The sequence below is a fragment of the Pseudomonas sp. TE3728 genome, assembly GCF_056279145.1.
Map to the genome: position 1 here is coordinate 4,017,854 of NZ_JBWBQT010000001.1, position 15,306 is coordinate 4,033,159.

A 15,306-nucleotide genomic window follows, 5' to 3' on the forward strand; every position below is an offset into this window, starting at 1 on the left:
ATGGCGGCGCACAGCGCCAAGGTGTAACCAGTACAGATCACTCCCACGCAAAGCGCGTGGGAATGATCAAAGACCTACAAAAACTCAATCAAGCATTCGGGCAAGGCACCGGTGCCCAGTCGCCCAGGTCCGGGTTCTTGCACATGCTGTTGACTTGAGTGGTGCCTGCGCTGGCGACCTGTTTGCTTTCCGCCTGTTTGGCTTGTGCGGTCTGCAGGGTTTTCTCGGTGGTGACCGCTTCTTTCGGCACGGTTGGCAGCACTGGTTTTTTCGCCGGTTTCACCGCTTTTTTGCTCTTGGTCGGTGCCACGACTGGCGTGGTGTCGGCGGTTGCCACGGTGACCACGTCAGTGCGCTGCACGCCGACTTGCTGCAGGTCTTTTTCGTAGGCCTGGGTGTAGTTGTTCAGGTCTTCGCTGGCTTTACCGTTCACCGCGACGATCAGGTCGTTGGACTCTTTGAGGCCTGCGACGATTTCTGCCAGGCGCTTGCGGCCTTCGGTGTCGTTGACGGTCTTGGCCTTGCGGTCGGCGACCAGTTTGGTGAACGCGTTCTGGTAGCACTGCTGCGAAGTCTTGGCGTACGCGGTGCTGCGATCGATGTCGGCGGCACTTTTGTTGACGTCGGTGGCGTAGGACGCGATGCGCTGGTTGTCATCGGCGATCTGCTTCTGGCGCTCGGTGTAGTAACCGGCCGCGCCGCCCGCCAGGGCACCGCCCGCTGCACCGATGGCGGCGTTGCGGCCACGGTTCTCGGAATCGACCAGGGCGCCCAGCAGTGCACCGCCGACAGCGCCGACAGCCGCGCCGGTGACGACCGACTTGGTCATGTTCGAATCAGTGGCACGCAGGTGCTGCACTGGCTCGTAGCAGTTTGGGTAGTACTCGACCTTGGTGCTCGAGGCGACCTTGGAGGTCGGCGATGTGGCGCAACCGGTCAGTACGGTGCTGAAGCCAACGGCCATCAGCAGCAAGTGACGCTTGGAAAGCGAAGCAACAGGTTTACGGGAGGAAAGCATAGTTGTGTTCTCTTTTAAGTTTGACCAGCTCAGCACGGCCAACCGCCGCCTGAGTCCCTTCCAAGCTCGCTGTACAACGAACGATCAAGACCGCTGGGCGTTCGATGCGAGCAATTCCTTCAATATCGCCGCCGGGTCGGCTCGTCGTTGCTGACGATAATCACCGACATGGCGAACGAATAACGTTGCGCGCGTGACCAGGCTCTTGCCCAGTACCGGCTTGCGCTCCAACTCTTCCTTGATGCGTTGAAACTGCGCCTGGATCACGGCATCGGTGTAGCGCGTGCCGGTCGCCAGGTTGTCGATGTAGATCGCCACCGCGCCGTCCAGCGCGCTGCGGCCATTGTCGATGGCGGTGGCGAACAGCTTGGCGCTGGCCTCGTCCTTGGCGTCCACGGCCTGCTGGCGACTCTTCTGCAAATTGGTCAGGCGAATGTTGTAGTTGTTGACGGTCTCGGCCACCAGAGCCGCCGACTGGATCAGGTTGCCGGCCGCTTCCTCGCGCTGCTGGGCGATGAGCGAGACGTTGCGCTTGAGCTCTTCGTTGACCAGCCCCAACTCCGCTTGCAGGCGCGGGTCGACGCTGGCAGCAATGATGCTGTCCAGGCGTTTGGTCGGGTCTTGGGCGTCGTCGATGGCATCGGTCAGCGAAGCCAGTCGACCTTCTTTCTCCCACTGGACGAACAGCTCCTTGTAGCGCGAACGTGGCGCCGACAACGCGCCAATCGCCACCCGGAATCCGGTGGTTTCGTTGCTTTGCTCGGTGCCGTCGGCGGCGAACAGCGGGTACTCGCGACGCATCCCGGTGAACAAGGTGCCTTCGCCTTCCAGATAGTTGCCGCCCTTGACCACGAAGCCGCCGTAGGTGCCTTGGCGGCGTCCGGCGTGTACTAGCTGGAAGGACTCCTGGACCATTTCGGCGGCATTGCCGATCACGTCGAACAGGCCGATGGGGTTCGGCAGTTTGGTGCCGATCGGCATCAACCGCGCTGCCTGACCAGTGCCGCCGGCGACTTGGTTGAACACCGCCCAATCGGCCAGTGGCCCGTCGCTTTCGCTGCCTTCCAGACGCCGGGGAAACAGGCGCCCTTCCAAATCCTGACGGCTAATGGCCTGCCCGCCACGGGCAGCAAATTCCCACTCGACTTCGGTCGGCAAGCGCACAAACCCCAGCCCGCCGTCCTCCGCCGAGGTGCCGCGACCGCTCACCGGCAGCAGGTCCTTGTGGTATTTCATCAGCCAGGCGCTGTACACCGCCGAGAAGCGTTCGGCCTCGAAGCGCGACAACTTCACCTTGGGCAAACGCCCGGCCATGCCTTGCGGCGCCTCGGCTTGCAGTGCCTCGCAGGCCGGCGCCGGCTCGCCGCTGGCCAGCGATTGCGCCTGGGCCATGACCTGGGCGTATTGGCGGGCGGTGACTTCGTATTTGCCGATGAAATAGAGCATCGGTTTGAGCGGGGTCTTGGCGTCCGTCTTGGGCATCAACGGCGTGATGGTCTTGCCCCAATCCTTGGGCAGATCCTTGAGGGTGAACTGGCCGTTGATAAAGTCCCGGCGGTAACCGGAGATGAACGACTGTTGATAACCGGCCTCGCCCTCGCTGAAGGGATAGCCGAGGCTGATCTCGCGGTCATCCAGAGTGCCTTGCGCCAGGATGTACACATAGCGGAACACCATCTGCCCTTCGCACGGCAGCGGCAGGCTGACGTCGTCGGCCAGCGGCTTGGGGTTGTCCAGTTTGTCGGTGCTCTCATCGGCCCAGACCATGCTGGCCAGGCTCAGCGCCATAGCGGCGCCCAATAACTTATACATCTCGGATTCCTTCAAACGCCTGGATACGCGCCACTCGCCAGCCACCACAGGCCGCCGCCACGACGCTGACGCCGAGCACGGCTACCAAGGCCCACGCGTAGTGATGCGCCAGCAGATGACTGGCGTATTCGCCCGGCGCCTGCGCAAATAAATGGTTCAGGCCCGATTGCGCCAGGCCATACAGCCCGGCGCTCAACAGGGCCGCGAGGCCGGCGCTGTACAGCGCCTGCAGCACAACAAACAGCAACAGCGCCGCCGTGGAAAACCCCAGCAGGCGCAACACCGACAACGCTCGACGCTTGCGCTCGACCGCCGCCAGCGCACCGGCAAAAATCGCCGCAAATGCTCCCGACAAAGCCAATCCGGCGATGATCCAGAACACGATCGACAGGTTGCGGCTCAGCGATTGCACCTGGGCGATGGCCTGGGCCTGGGTCGAGACCAGCAGATTCTGCGCAGCGAAGTACTGACGCAGCGGCTCGACATCCGTGAGACGACGGGCGTACAGACGAAACGCCGGGTACACCCGTTGCTCCGTCACACCCACCGACTCGCCCGGCCAGTTGAACGCCGACACGGCACGACCGTCCCGATAATCTTCAGCCGCTTCCAGTAACGCCAATGACGCGAACAATCCGTCCCGGGCGAAGGCTTCCAGCGGCAGAACGTGCAGCACCTGGACGCGAGTGCGTTGCGCCTCGCCACGACCAGCCACCTGCCGACCGACACTGGCCTGCAGCCAATCACCGGCCTTGGCCCCGAGCTTTTCGGCGACGGTCTGACTGAGCAGCACCTGATCCAGCCCTTGGGGCACCGGTAGACTGCCGAGCAAGGGGTCGTTGGCGGCGGTGGGGATCATTTCGACGGTCACCGTCGAAGCGCCAGCGGTCAGATCCGTCGTCGCGGCAATCTGCCGGGTGCGCGGCAAGGCGAAAGCCACGTCGCTGCGCCGGCTCAACTGTTCGATAAACGCGGCACTGAACCGACCGCCACCCAAGGGAATGATTTCTCGGGTGGCCGGGTCGTTTTCCAGGCGCTCGGTCAAACTGCTGACCAGGCCGAATTTCAAGCCGAACAGCACCAGCAGCGGTGCGACCACCGCCACCAGCGCCAGAACCGAACAGGCCGACAGCCACGCATCGTTGCGGTAATCCTGCCAGGCCAGGGAAGCCACCAGCGCGATGCGCATCAGCAGGCCTCCCCGAGGGTGGCGGTGACACCGCCATCAACGTCGCGATGACAACTGATGCGCCGCACCTGCAAACCGCTGGCCCGGGCCAGTGATTCATCGTGGGTGGCGACGACGCAGCACACGTCATGTTCGCGGGCCTGGGTCACCAGCAACTGCATCACTCGTTCCGCGTTCAGCGGATCGAGGGCGGCGGTCGGTTCATCGGCCAGCAGCAAACGCGGCCCATGGGCCAGGGCGCGGGCGCAACTCACCCTTTGCCGTTGGCCGACGGACAAGTCACCCGGCTTCTTGCCCAGTTGATCGACGATATCCAACACCCCGGCCAGGCGATCCACGCTGCCGTCGTCTTTCAAACCGAGCAGTTTGCGCGACAGGTCGATGTTGCCGCGCACGTCCAGAAACTCCAGCAGGCCACCGGTTTGCAGCACGTAGCCCAAGTGCCGGCGGCGCAGGTCCGCCAAGGCACTTTGCGCATCTGCGCGCCACAGCCCGGTAATGTCCGTGGGGGTTTGGCCAGGCGCAAAATCAAACTGCCCGGCCTGATCTGGAGCCAGCACCAGCGCCAGCAAATCGAGCAACGTGCTTTTGCCACAGCCACTGGGACCGACCACCGCCAGTTGTTCACCGGCATGCAGTTGCAGCCGTGGAATCACCAGGCTGTAACGCTGGCTGCCGATGCCCCGGTGTTTGTGCACTGCGCTCATGTTCAGCATCACGGCAGCGTCGACAACGGAACGCGGTACAAGGCATCACCCGGTTCGGCATCGCCGAAACGCACCCAGTTGGCCAGGTCGTTGTGGAAGGTTTCGTAGAGGCGGATCTTCGAGTCCAGCTCGTCGATAAAGTCTTCCTGCTCGGCCACGCTCAACGAAAGCCACAAGTCCTGGGTCATGTTCAACGACTTGCTGCGATAGGGCAGCCCTTCCAGGTACTCACCCAGCACCCCACCATCGGCCAGGTTGCCGCCCTTGCGCAAGGCCGAAGGATCGCGGCTCATGTAGGCACTGGCGCTGGCGATTTCCTGGAAGAAATTCTTCGGCGAGGTCTGGGTCTTGCGGGCGGCATCGACAATCAGTTTCAGCGATTGCTGCAAGTCATTGAGCTGCAACTTGGTCAGCATCACGCACACCTGGAACGCCGGCAGTGCCGGGTTGGTCAGGTCGCGGTCGGCGGTCCAGGCGCTGACCAGTTGCGGCGCCTGGCTGGCGGCTCTACGCCCCAGGAAGTCCATGTGCATCGCGTAGCCGACGGCCGCCGATTTGTCGCTCAGGCTCGGCGCGGCGCTCAGCAGCGGTACGGTTTGCGGCTTGTCGCTACGCACCTGATGCACCAGGTCGGCAAATACCGAACCGATCTCGTCCACCCGCTCACCGAACTTGCGTACATCGGCGCCCGCCACCGGAATGTACAGGTCGCCGATCTGTGGGTTGGCGTCGGCGGTCAGGGTGCGGTATTGGCTTTGCGCACCGCTGTGGGTTTTCTTGCCGGCATCGCTGAGCAGGTGCAAGGCGTAGATCTTGATCTGCTTGCCCAGCGCAGCCTGGCGCACTTCGGCTTCGTTCATTTGCGTGGCGGCATACGGGTCGTTCTTGCGCAAGGCACCGGCATCGGTGACCAACAGGATCAGGCGCCCGCCATAGCCGGACCAGTCCATGCGCTCGACCGCTTCCATCACACCGGCAAACGCATCTTCGTTGAACGAATGGCTGGAGACCGTGGACGCCTTGACCTGACGCGCCAGGTCCATGAAGCGCTGTGGGTCGCGGCCCTGGTCCAGAGTGATCAAGGTTTTAGCGACGTATTCCAGGCCTGGGGTTTTCTGGGTGCTGCTTCGAAACCCCACCAGGCCGAAGCTGACACTGTCCTGCTCGCCCCGCTCGGCGATGCGGGTTTGCAGTTGATGTACTACGTCGCGGACCTGATCGATGTAGGGCTGCATGGACACGGTGGTGTCCACGACCAATACCACGGCGGTGCGGAACGCGTCGGCGTCAGCGGTAGTGATTGGCGTGTTGTTGGCAGCGGCCTTTGGAGCATTGCCGGGGTCGATGGACGCCACGTTCAGCAACTGCACCGGCTGGCCGTTCTCATCGAAGCTCTCGCGGGAATCGAAGATCGGCAATAGGTAAAACTGGTTCTGCGGAACCGCGCTGGCGGCCGGTTCCAGAGCCAGCACCTGTTGGTTGTCTTCGTGATTCTGCTGGGCCTTGAGCAGCAGGTTTTTTGCCGCCGACGGATCGGCCAGCAGCCTCTCCACTTCGCCGGGCTGACGCAGGAACATCACCGGCGCACGGCCGGAGCGTTCGGTGAACTTAAGTACCAGGCTTTGCTTCCAGTCGCTGACTTGCGCGGCCGGCAACCAGCCGTCACTGCGCCCGTCGGTGGCGGCGCCGACACGCAGCCACGGGCTGCCATCAACCTCTTTGCGCTGATAGACGTAAAGCACCGAGAACGCCGGCAAGGCCTTGTCGGGTGTGCCCCCCGGTTCGCTGGCGAGTTTCGCCCCCGGCTTGCTGAGTACCCGCTGGAACAAGGTTTTTTTGCCGGCCATCAGCAGCGGACGCTGACCGCCATCGACCTCCGTTGCCACGGGGGGCTTTACGGGTGGCGCCACGGTCGGCGGCGCACTGGCCGGCGGTGCCGAAACCACCGGCACCTTGGCGTCGGCTTCGACGTCACCGGACAGCCACCAATAACCCGCGCCGCCCAAGACCAGCGCCACGGCCACCGCGACAGCGGCGAGTGCGAACACCGGCCCCTTTCGCTGTTCCGAGACCGTGGACGACGGTGTCGGCTTCACAGTCGGCGGAACAGGATTGGGCCGAGGTTGTGGCTGCGCGGGGCCGGTTGGTATATCGATGGACACCGGCGTCAATCCCGCCAGGTCATTGCTCACCGCAATCGGCACTACCGGAATTGGCAATGGCCGGATCGTGGTCGCTTCAACCGATTCCCGAGGCAGATTATCCAGCGCCTGCAACAGCGCCGCTGCGTCCGGGAAACGGTCGGCCGGATCCTTGGCCAACAGCTTGCGCAGCACTTCTTGATAGCGACCGTGGTGCACTGGCAGCTCCGGCAACGGTTCGGTCAAATGCGCCAGGGCCGTGGAGAGTGCGTCGTTGCCGGTATACGGCAGTTTGCCGACGAGGATTTCGTAGAGCACCACGCCCAGGGCATAAAGATCGGCTCGGCCATCGATATCCTGGCCGCGCGCCTGTTCCGGGCTCATGTAGCTGGGAGTACCGACGGCGAAACCGGCCTGGGTGAATTGGGTGCGGTCATCCATGGACTTGGCGATGCCGAAGTCGGAGAGCACCGCCGTGCCATCGGCACGGAACAGAATGTTCGCCGGTTTGACGTCGCGATGAACCAGCCCCAGCCCATGGGCATAGCCCAGGGCCGAGGCGATATGACGGATGTAGATCAGGCCCTGCTCCGGCGTCAGGCCGGCGGCGATGCGCTCCTTGAGCGTGCCGTTGGGCAGGAATTCCATGGCCATGTAATACAGCTCACCGACATGGCCGATGTCATGGATGGTGACCGTATGCGGGTGAGACAGACGCGCCAAGGTTTTACCTTCGCGCAGGAAACGCTCGCAGAAACTCGGGTCCGCCGCCAGCGCGGCAGCCATGACCTTCAGCGCCACCTTGCGCTCCAGCGAGCGCTGGGTCGCCAGGTAAACGCTGGCCATGGCGCCTTCGCCGATCTCGCCGTCGATGTCATAACCGGGGATCAGAATACTCAGGGTGGAATTCATGACGGCACCTTCACGACGATGACGGTGATGTTGTCCGGAGCGCCACGCATCAGGCCCAGGGACACCAGGCTGCTGGCGATTTCACTGGGTTCATCATGGCCAAGCACCTCACTGATCTCTTGGTCGGTAACGGTTTTGTTCAGCCCGTCGCTGCACAACAGGTAACTGTCGCCGGGCATCAACAGTAGCTCGACTATCGCCAGTTCCAGTTGTGCCCCGACCCCGACGGCGCGGGTGACAATATTGGCCCGAGGATGCACCCGGGCTTCGGCTTCGCTGAGCAGGCCGCTGTCCTGCAAGTCCTGAACGTAACTGTGGTCCCGCGAGATGCTTTTGAGCCGGCCTTTACGCAGGCGATACAAGCGACTGTCACCCGCCCACAGGCACACCCCGCGCAAGTCACGCGCCACCAGCGCCACCACGGTGCTGCCCATCATGGTCACGCCGCGGTTGGCGGTTTCTTCACGCACGGCAGCGTTGACCCGCAGCAGATCGGTTTTCAGCGCCGCGACGTATTCATCCAGTGAGCGGCCCACGGCAATGCTACGCAGACTGTCGACAATCAGGCTGCTGACGTAGTCGCCCGCCGCGTGCCCGCCCATGCCATCGGCAACCACCCACAGGCCGTTTTCCGGCAGGTCCAGGCAAGCATCTTCGTTAACCTGGCGGACCATGCCGACATGGCTCTTGCTTGCGGACTTGAACGTCTTTCCAACGCTTGGACACATCTACACAACACCTTCTTGGCCGAGCAAAAATTGCGCAAAATCAGCGGCGGCCGGCAGGCCCTGGCACCGCAATAAAGCAGGGGCGATACGCTCCGAACCCTGGCCCCACCAAAGGCTTGCGCCTTCGCAGGCCAGTTCGGCGAGGGCGGTCATTCGCGCCTTCGGGTCGGTGGCATCAAAACGATGCAGGCCGGCAAAACGGCTGCTTGGCGCGCGTGGGAGGTACGCCGGGCCGCCCAGCATCTCCAGTCCTGCACCGAAGGCTTCGAAGCTCGCCTCCACGCTTAACGTGCTCAACAGCAATTGCTCGACTTGCTCAAACCAGACATCCGAGCCACCCACCACCGACGCTGGATCAGCGTCGTGATCCAGCAGCACAGCAACGGTCAGCGGAAAATACCGGCCAACCCGATCGATGCTCGGCATCACCACCCCAACGGCGGCCTGCGGCCCGCATAAACCGGGCCCGAGCATGAAGCGCCACAACGGACTGACCAGATAGGCATCCAGCCAACGGTCTCCCAGGCTTTGACTGGCGAGCAGACCCGCCGCCAGCCACGAATCCCAAGGGCCGATAAAACTCTGCGGCAAGCCACGGCTGACAAAGTCCCCGCGACTGGCCAGCTTTCCATAGAAGCCCGGCGTGCTCATAAGCGCTCCGGCAGGCTGAAACCACTGAGCACACGACTCTTGAACGGGTTGAAGGCGCTGTTGGCCCGCAGCTCATAAGAGGCGCTGGCGCCGTCGACTCGCAGCCGCAGGTTGAAGCGGTCCGGCGAGTTGCCGGCGGTCAGGTCCGATTGCTCCAGCAGGCGGAACCAGGCCCAAGGCCCATCCAGGGTGATCCCGGAACGACCGCTGGACGAGGGCGGCATGATCGAAATCCGCACCACGCCGATGCTGCCGGGGTTGGGCCATTGCATGGCGGTCGGGCGGCTCGGGCCATGGTCGTAGCTCAATTGCTGGCCGTCGAGGTCGAGCAAAAACTGGGTGATGGTGGCGTCCATCGCCACTGGCTTGAGTTCGAAGCGCACCATCGGCTGGGTGCCGCCGGAACGGAAAAATGCATCCCGGATGGTCGCTGCCCGCTGGAAGGTTTGCAGCACGCCCGGGGCGATGCCGAGCTTCTGTGCGGCGCCCGGCTGCCAACGCCAGGCCTGGGTCGAGGTATCCACGTACGGCTGCAGGTATTTGCGGAAATAGTTGTCCATCACCCCGCCCACGCCGAAGAACTGGCCGAAGTCATCCAGGGTCGCGTCCCGCGCACTGCCCGGCGACATTGGGTAACGCCCGGCCAGGGACTGGCGATAGATGTTCAGCACTTCGCTGGTCCAGGCCGCGTTCAGTTGATTGCGTACCCCGCCCATCATGCTGTTGGTGGTGGAGTTGACCACCGACTTGACCAGGCCTTGCACCAGCGGCGGTTGCCGCTCGGCGTTGAGGCTGACCCGCGTGGCAGCTGCGGCGGCCTGGTTCTTGGCTTCGCCGAGCAAGGCGTCGCCGCTGGCGCCGACCATGGCGCTGACCTGCACATACAGGGCATTCATGTCGGCCAGCAGGCCGTCGATGGCCGCCGGCTCGCCTTCGTTTTTGCTGACGATGCTGTTGAGTTCGGCAAAATGCGCGGTGATGGGATCTTCACTGGCATCCGCTGTGTGTTGCGTCGCCTGCTCCTGGCCGAGCAAGCTGCCCAAGCGCTCCTTGAGCTTGTCGACCCCGCCCTCCACCGGCGCGCCCTTGGCGGCCAGCAGGCGTTCTTCCTGTTGCAGGTCGGTTTCCTTCGCCACTGCTACCAGCAGTTTTTTCAACGGCGAGGTCGGGCCAGAAATCACCCGCAACACATCGGCGGCCTGGGCCACGCTGGTGATCGGCACGAAGTCGATATCAGCCAGTAAGGCATCCCACTGGCGCTGGTAATCCTGGAAATACAGGCGGCGCACGTCGGCGGCCAGGCTGACGACGTTCTGTTGTTCTGCCTGGTCGCGACCGAGCACCCACTGCTCCTCGGCCAGGGTGCCGGTCTGGTTCAGGCTGGTGAGCAAAAACCCTTGGCGGTAACCCTTGGCCGTGAAGAAGCCGCTCAAGGGTTCGCCCAGCGGCTTGCCGCTCTTGCGGCTGAACACCAGCGCGGCATCACGCCCGGCCGCTTCGTTGAGACGAAAGTCCGGAATGCCGTCCGGCAGTTTCTGCCGTTTGACCCGGTCATAGACACGCTGAGCCACTGGCAGCTGCTGCAACTGCCGACGCAGGTCGTCGATCAGGCGCGGGTCCAGACGTGCGGTGGGCGGATGGCGCTCGAACAGCGCCTGCAAGTGCTCCTCCATGGCCACACGCTGCTCGGCCGGCAAGTCGCGCGGCAGGCTGCGATCCCAGTCCAGGGCGATCCACGCCTTGATGAAGTCGGCATCGTAATGCTCGCTGTCGGCGAGCATCAGGTAGGCCTTCAAGCCTTCGTAAAGGAAGTCCGAATTGCCGCCACCGTGCAATTGCTCTTCGATGCGCGTGAGCAAGCGTGGCGCGAAGACTGCGATCAACAACTTGCGATAGACGCTGCCAGACTCGGCTTCAAGCATGTCGCCCTGATACAGGCCCAGGCCTTCGGCCCAGTTCGGCGAATCGTCGGCCAGGTGCTTCACCGCGTTGAGCAAAGGCAACACCGCAAGCACGTCCCGTTGTGCCGGGCTGAGGTTCTGCACGGCCTGGCCCAGGGGCGCGACTTTCTGATCGACTTGCGTGATATACGCCTGGTTGGCGCGGTAACTGACCCACCACAAGGTCCCGACCACCAGCACCAGGGCCACGGTCGAGGCCAGCACACCCCGGGCAATCCACTTGCGTCGACATTCGACTTTCGGGTTGACCCCCACCAGCCCACGCTCGGCAAAGGCCACGGCGCTGAAGAGTTTTTCGATGAAGTAACTGCGCCCGGTGCCGTTCTGGCGCGCCAGGTGCTGGCGGTCCAGGTTCATGCTCTGGGCCATGGAGCCGATCAGCCGGTCAATCGGGCTGCCTTCCTGGGTGCCGCTGGTGAAATACACCCCGCGCAATAGCACCCGCTCTTCAAAGGCGTTGGGTTTGAATACGCCCTCAAGGAAGCTTTGCAGGCAATCCTTCAACGCGCCGAACTGTTGCGGGAAACCGTAGATCAGATCGCGCCGCGCCGGGTCGCGCTCCTGTTGCAAACGCTCCACCAAACGATCGTTGAGGCGCTGTTCCAGGCCGGTGAATTCGCTTTGCAGATGGGCCAGTGGGCTGTCATGGTTTTTGCCGTCGTCCAGGGCAAAAGTCATACCCCAGACCTGGGCCCGTTCTTCCTTGCTCAGGGTATCGAAATACTCCATGAACCCTGGCACCAGATCGAGCTTGGTCAGCATCAGGTAGATCGGAAAGCGCACACCGAGTTGCGTGTACAGCTCCTGGATACGCAGGCGGATCGCGGCGGCATGGGCGGCGCGCTCGGCGTCGCTGCCCAGCAGCAGGTCGGAGAGGCTGATGGCGATAAACGCGCCGTCGATCGGACGCCGGGCCCGCTGTTTTTTCAACAGGCCGAGAAAACCCAGCCACGCTGCTTTATCGACTGTCGCGTCGCTGTCCTGGGTGGTGTAGCGCCCGGCGGTGTCGAGCAGCACGGCCTGATCGGTAAACCACCAATCGCAATTGCGCGTACCGCCCACGCCCCGCACGGCTCCGGCGCCCAACTGCGCGGCCAGGGGAAAGTGCAGCCCGGAATTGACCAGCGCGGTGGTCTTGCCCGATCCCGGTGGGCCGATGATCACGTACCACGGCAGCTCATAGAGATTGCGTCGTTCGTCACCGCCCAGCTTGGCTTTCTTCAACAGCGCCAGAGCTTCGTCCATGCGCTGGCGCAACGTTTCGAGCTCTTCGGCTGTGGCGATGCTGGTCGGGTCCGGCGAGGTTTGCGCCGCCAGGCTGCGCATCACTTCGGCGGCCTGTCGGCGTGCCTGGATGATGCGGAACACCCGGTAGGCGATCCACACCGTGAACACCAGAATGATCAGCGCCCAGCGCCGCCCTTCGGGCACCAGCAATTCGAGCAGCGGCCCGACAAACCAGATGATCAGGCTCAGAGCGATCAGGCCCAGCAGCGGGATCACCCAGCGGATGATAAAACTGAAAAACGCCTTCACTCGACCCCCTCCGCCAACACTGTGATTTCGACCCGACGATTGCGTGCGCGGCCCTCTGTCGTTGCGTTCGAGGCCAACGGTTCGGTGTCGCTGCGGCCTTCGGCGCTGAAGCGTTCGGGCTGGCCGGTCTTGGCCGAAAGGATTTGCAGTACCGAATTGGCCCGCGCCTCGGACAAGGCCCAATTCGATGGAAACCGCAAGGTGGCAATCGGGCGATTGTCACTGTGGCCGGTCACCCGGACCTGGCCCTTGACCTTGCGAACGGCATCGGCGATGCGCAGCATCAGCGGCTGGAAATTGTCGACGATGCTGGCGCTGCCCGAGGCGAACAGCTCATCGCCACGGATGGTCACCACTGAACGATCAACGGCATCTTCCACAGCGACCCGACCGGCCTTGATTTCATCAGCGAGGAAGCCTGCCAGGCGGGGACGCTCGATCAGTTTCGGTTGCACCACCGGACGGTCGATGGCCTGCACCGGGATCTCGCCCAGCGCATGAATATTTTTAAACACCGGCTCGGCATCGGCGGCCAGTTTCAAGCGCAGGCCGAACAGCAGTGCCAGCAGCAACGCCACGCCGATGGCCACGGCGATCCATGGCGGCATGAATTGCGCCAGCCGGTCGCGGGCCACGGTGACGCCGCGCCAATGGGGCGACAGTTCACGCTCATAATCGCCACGGGCGCTGCGGATGACCGCGCTGGTGCGTTCACGCAAGGCTTCCAGTTGGCTGCGACCATCGTTCATGACCCGATAACGCCCTTCGAAACCCAGGCACATGCACAGGTACAACAGCTCCAGCAGATACAAACGTTCGCGGGGGCTTTGCAGGCAATGTTCCAACAGCTGGAACACCTTCTCGCCGCCCCAGGCTTCGTTATGCACGGTGATCAGCAGGCTCTGTTTGCCCCAGTCGCTGGCACCACCCCACGGCGTACTCAACACCGCTTCATCCAGGGCGGTGCACAAGGCGTAACGGGCCAGCAACACATCGTTGCGCACCACGCCGGCAGCCTCGGCGCGCTCTTCGAACTGGCGCAGATAGGCCAGTAATTGCGCCCGCAGGCTCGCCGGTGCCGGGTGGGCAATGGTATTGCGCAAGCGGGTCAGCAAAGCCAACAACGGGCCAGCGGCGCTTTCCAGGGGGTTGAGACCTTCGGCCTTGCTGGTCAAAAGCGGCGCGGCCGGCATCAACAGTGGCGCGGGCTGGGCGCGACCAGCCTCCGGGCGGGCCGGGTCGGCGCCACGGCCGCCGGGTGTCGGCATGAATTGGGTACGATCGTCGTTGTTCATCGCGGTTTATCCTCGGATCGCCCAGAAAGCCAGGTTCAGCCCCGGAAATTGCCCCGCAATGTGGAACGCAAAACCGCCTGAGTTGGCCAATTGCTGCCAATGCTCGCTACCCCGGTCGAGTTCGTAATAGGTGGAGCCGGCGTGATACGGAATCTGCCGTGGCGCCACCGGCAGCGGCAGCAGGACAATGCCCGGCAATTGCAGGTTGACCAGGTCGCGGATGTGCTCCACCGAGCCGACCTTGCTCTGTTGGCCAAAGTGGCTGCGCAGGGTTTCGGCGGGCACGTCGGCGCGCACCACCAGGATGAAGCTCGCGCTGTCGAGCAGGGACCTGTCGGCCAGCATCGCGACATGGACGCCGTAGGCTTTTTCGACAATCGGAATCGGCGTGGCCTTGCTGTCGATCAACATCGACAGCGCCTCACGCAGGGCTTGCATCACCGGCGCGAAACTCAGCGCCAAGTCATCGTGCTGGTACTGCGGGTATTCCTGGGGTCGCCGCCCGGAAGCGGTAAAGGTCGAGAATTCCCCGGCCAGACTCACCAGCTCGCTATAGAACCGCTCGGGGTGCAACGGGCTCAATTGACTCAAGTGCTGAATCAACGGCTGAGCATGGTTGACCAGTTGCAGCAGCATGAAATCGGCAATCTCCGAGGCGCCGCCGGCACCGGATGCCACCACCCGCCCGGCGAGGGCTTCGCCGCGCTGATGAAGCAGGCCCAGCAGTTCACTGCGAAACGCGGCCAGGGGCTTGGATGCGGCCACATCCAGCAGCGGCGGGATGTAAGTGTCGTCGAGTACCAAGGCCCGGTCGGCACGTTTCTCCTTGATTCGTACCAGACCGATGGCGGCGTAGTCGCTGATGCCATCCTGGGCGACCAACAATCGCAGCGCTCGCGAACCCACCGCCACCGGTGCGCGGTTTTCGAACGGGGCGTTGTCGTCGCGCACTTCGCGCACCTGGCTTACATAGCGCGCAGCGCCCGGCACTTCACCTTCATCGACGGTGTCGCGTGCCCCGGCGCGCTTGAGCGGCAAGGCCAGATACACCAGGCCATCGCGCAAATTATCGTCGATGTTCAGCGGGCTCGGCGCCAGGTCATCCTGAGGGATGTTGAATGGCGTACCGTCCGGCAGCAGGCCGCGCGCTGAAATAATCGCCAGTTTGCCCTGGGCCAGCAGGCCCTGGTCGATCAGCAATTCGGAAAAACCCCAGGCGCCGGCCGACAACGGGCGGCTCCGGGCGTCGATGAGGTTCTCCAGGTAACGGTCATGCTGCTGAAAGTGCTGCGTTCCAATGAACATGCCTTCCGACCAGACCACACGATTGTTCCAGGACATGGGGGGCTCCGATTG

General features: G+C 63.4%; 10 protein-coding genes. All 10 read right to left on the reverse strand.

Features of this window, described 5'->3' with window-relative positions; genetic code table 11:
- Nucleotides 1–88: 88 nt before the first annotated feature.
- A complete protein-coding gene (gene tagQ, locus ACZ89R_RS17580; RefSeq protein ID WP_429545101.1) occupies nucleotides 89–1,018 on the reverse strand; it encodes a type VI secretion system-associated lipoprotein TagQ in 930 nt (309 codons plus the stop codon).
- An 84-nt stretch (nucleotides 1,019–1,102) separates the two neighbouring features.
- Nucleotides 1,103–2,830: a formylglycine-generating enzyme family protein gene (locus ACZ89R_RS17585; RefSeq protein ID WP_429545100.1), complete on the reverse strand. Its 1,728-nt coding sequence runs from the start codon at nucleotides 2,828–2,830 to the stop codon at nucleotides 1,103–1,105.
- Nucleotides 2,823–4,019 (reverse strand): ABC transporter permease, encoded by a 1,197-nt coding sequence (locus ACZ89R_RS17590; protein WP_429545099.1) that lies wholly within the window; start codon nucleotides 4,017–4,019, stop codon nucleotides 2,823–2,825. Before ACZ89R_RS17590 ends, ACZ89R_RS17585 begins: the two co-directional genes overlap by 8 nt.
- Nucleotides 4,019–4,735, reverse strand: a complete 717-nt coding sequence (locus ACZ89R_RS17595; protein WP_429545098.1) for an ABC transporter ATP-binding protein — start codon at nucleotides 4,733–4,735, stop codon at nucleotides 4,019–4,021. Before ACZ89R_RS17595 ends, ACZ89R_RS17590 begins: the two co-directional genes overlap by 1 nt.
- Nucleotides 4,735–7,779 (reverse strand): serine/threonine-protein kinase, encoded by a 3,045-nt coding sequence (locus ACZ89R_RS17600; RefSeq protein ID WP_429545097.1) that lies wholly within the window; start codon nucleotides 7,777–7,779, stop codon nucleotides 4,735–4,737. The genes ACZ89R_RS17595 and ACZ89R_RS17600 overlap by 1 nt, the downstream gene beginning before the upstream one ends.
- A complete protein-coding gene (locus ACZ89R_RS17605; protein ID WP_429430727.1) occupies nucleotides 7,776–8,507 on the reverse strand; it encodes a PP2C family protein-serine/threonine phosphatase in 732 nt (243 codons plus the stop codon). Before ACZ89R_RS17605 ends, ACZ89R_RS17600 begins: the two co-directional genes overlap by 4 nt.
- Nucleotides 8,508–9,158: a type VI secretion system-associated protein TagF gene (gene tagF, locus ACZ89R_RS17610; protein WP_429545096.1), complete on the reverse strand. Its 651-nt coding sequence runs from the start codon at nucleotides 9,156–9,158 to the stop codon at nucleotides 8,508–8,510.
- The gene (tssM, locus tag ACZ89R_RS17615; protein ID WP_429545095.1) at nucleotides 9,155–12,655 is read right to left on the reverse strand and encodes a type VI secretion system membrane subunit TssM; all 3,501 of its coding nucleotides are present in this window, start codon (nucleotides 12,653–12,655) and stop codon (nucleotides 9,155–9,157) included. The genes tagF and tssM overlap by 4 nt, the downstream gene beginning before the upstream one ends.
- Complete coding sequence (locus ACZ89R_RS17620) at nucleotides 12,652–13,950, reverse strand: DotU family type VI secretion system protein (RefSeq protein WP_429545094.1); 1,299 nt, start codon at nucleotides 13,948–13,950, stop codon at nucleotides 12,652–12,654. The genes tssM and ACZ89R_RS17620 overlap by 4 nt, the downstream gene beginning before the upstream one ends.
- A gap of 6 nt (nucleotides 13,951–13,956) precedes the next feature.
- Nucleotides 13,957–15,291, reverse strand: a complete 1,335-nt coding sequence (gene tssK / locus ACZ89R_RS17625) for a type VI secretion system baseplate subunit TssK (RefSeq protein ID WP_429545093.1) — start codon at nucleotides 15,289–15,291, stop codon at nucleotides 13,957–13,959.
- Nucleotides 15,292–15,306: the final 15 nt, after the last annotated feature.

Excerpts from the sequence above, each read along its gene's own strand:
- tssK (WP_429545093.1), bottom strand. The coding sequence starts at position 15,291 with ATGTCCTGGAACAATCGTGTGGTCTGGTCGGAAGGCATGTTCATTGGA.
- tagF (WP_429545096.1), bottom strand. The coding sequence starts at position 9,158 with ATGAGCACGCCGGGCTTCTATGGAAAGCTGGCCAGTCGCGGGGACTTT.
- ACZ89R_RS17620 (WP_429545094.1), bottom strand. The coding sequence starts at position 13,950 with ATGAACAACGACGATCGTACCCAATTCATGCCGACACCCGGCGGCCGT.
- ACZ89R_RS17600 (WP_429545097.1), bottom strand. The coding sequence starts at position 7,779 with ATGAATTCCACCCTGAGTATTCTGATCCCCGGTTATGACATCGACGGC.
- tagQ (WP_429545101.1), bottom strand. The coding sequence starts at position 1,018 with ATGCTTTCCTCCCGTAAACCTGTTGCTTCGCTTTCCAAGCGTCACTTG.
- ACZ89R_RS17585 (WP_429545100.1), bottom strand. The coding sequence starts at position 2,830 with ATGTATAAGTTATTGGGCGCCGCTATGGCGCTGAGCCTGGCCAGCATG.
- ACZ89R_RS17605 (WP_429430727.1), bottom strand. The coding sequence starts at position 8,507 with ATGTGTCCAAGCGTTGGAAAGACGTTCAAGTCCGCAAGCAAGAGCCAT.
- ACZ89R_RS17590 (WP_429545099.1), bottom strand. The coding sequence starts at position 4,019 with ATGCGCATCGCGCTGGTGGCTTCCCTGGCCTGGCAGGATTACCGCAAC.
- ACZ89R_RS17595 (WP_429545098.1), bottom strand. The coding sequence starts at position 4,735 with ATGCTGAACATGAGCGCAGTGCACAAACACCGGGGCATCGGCAGCCAG.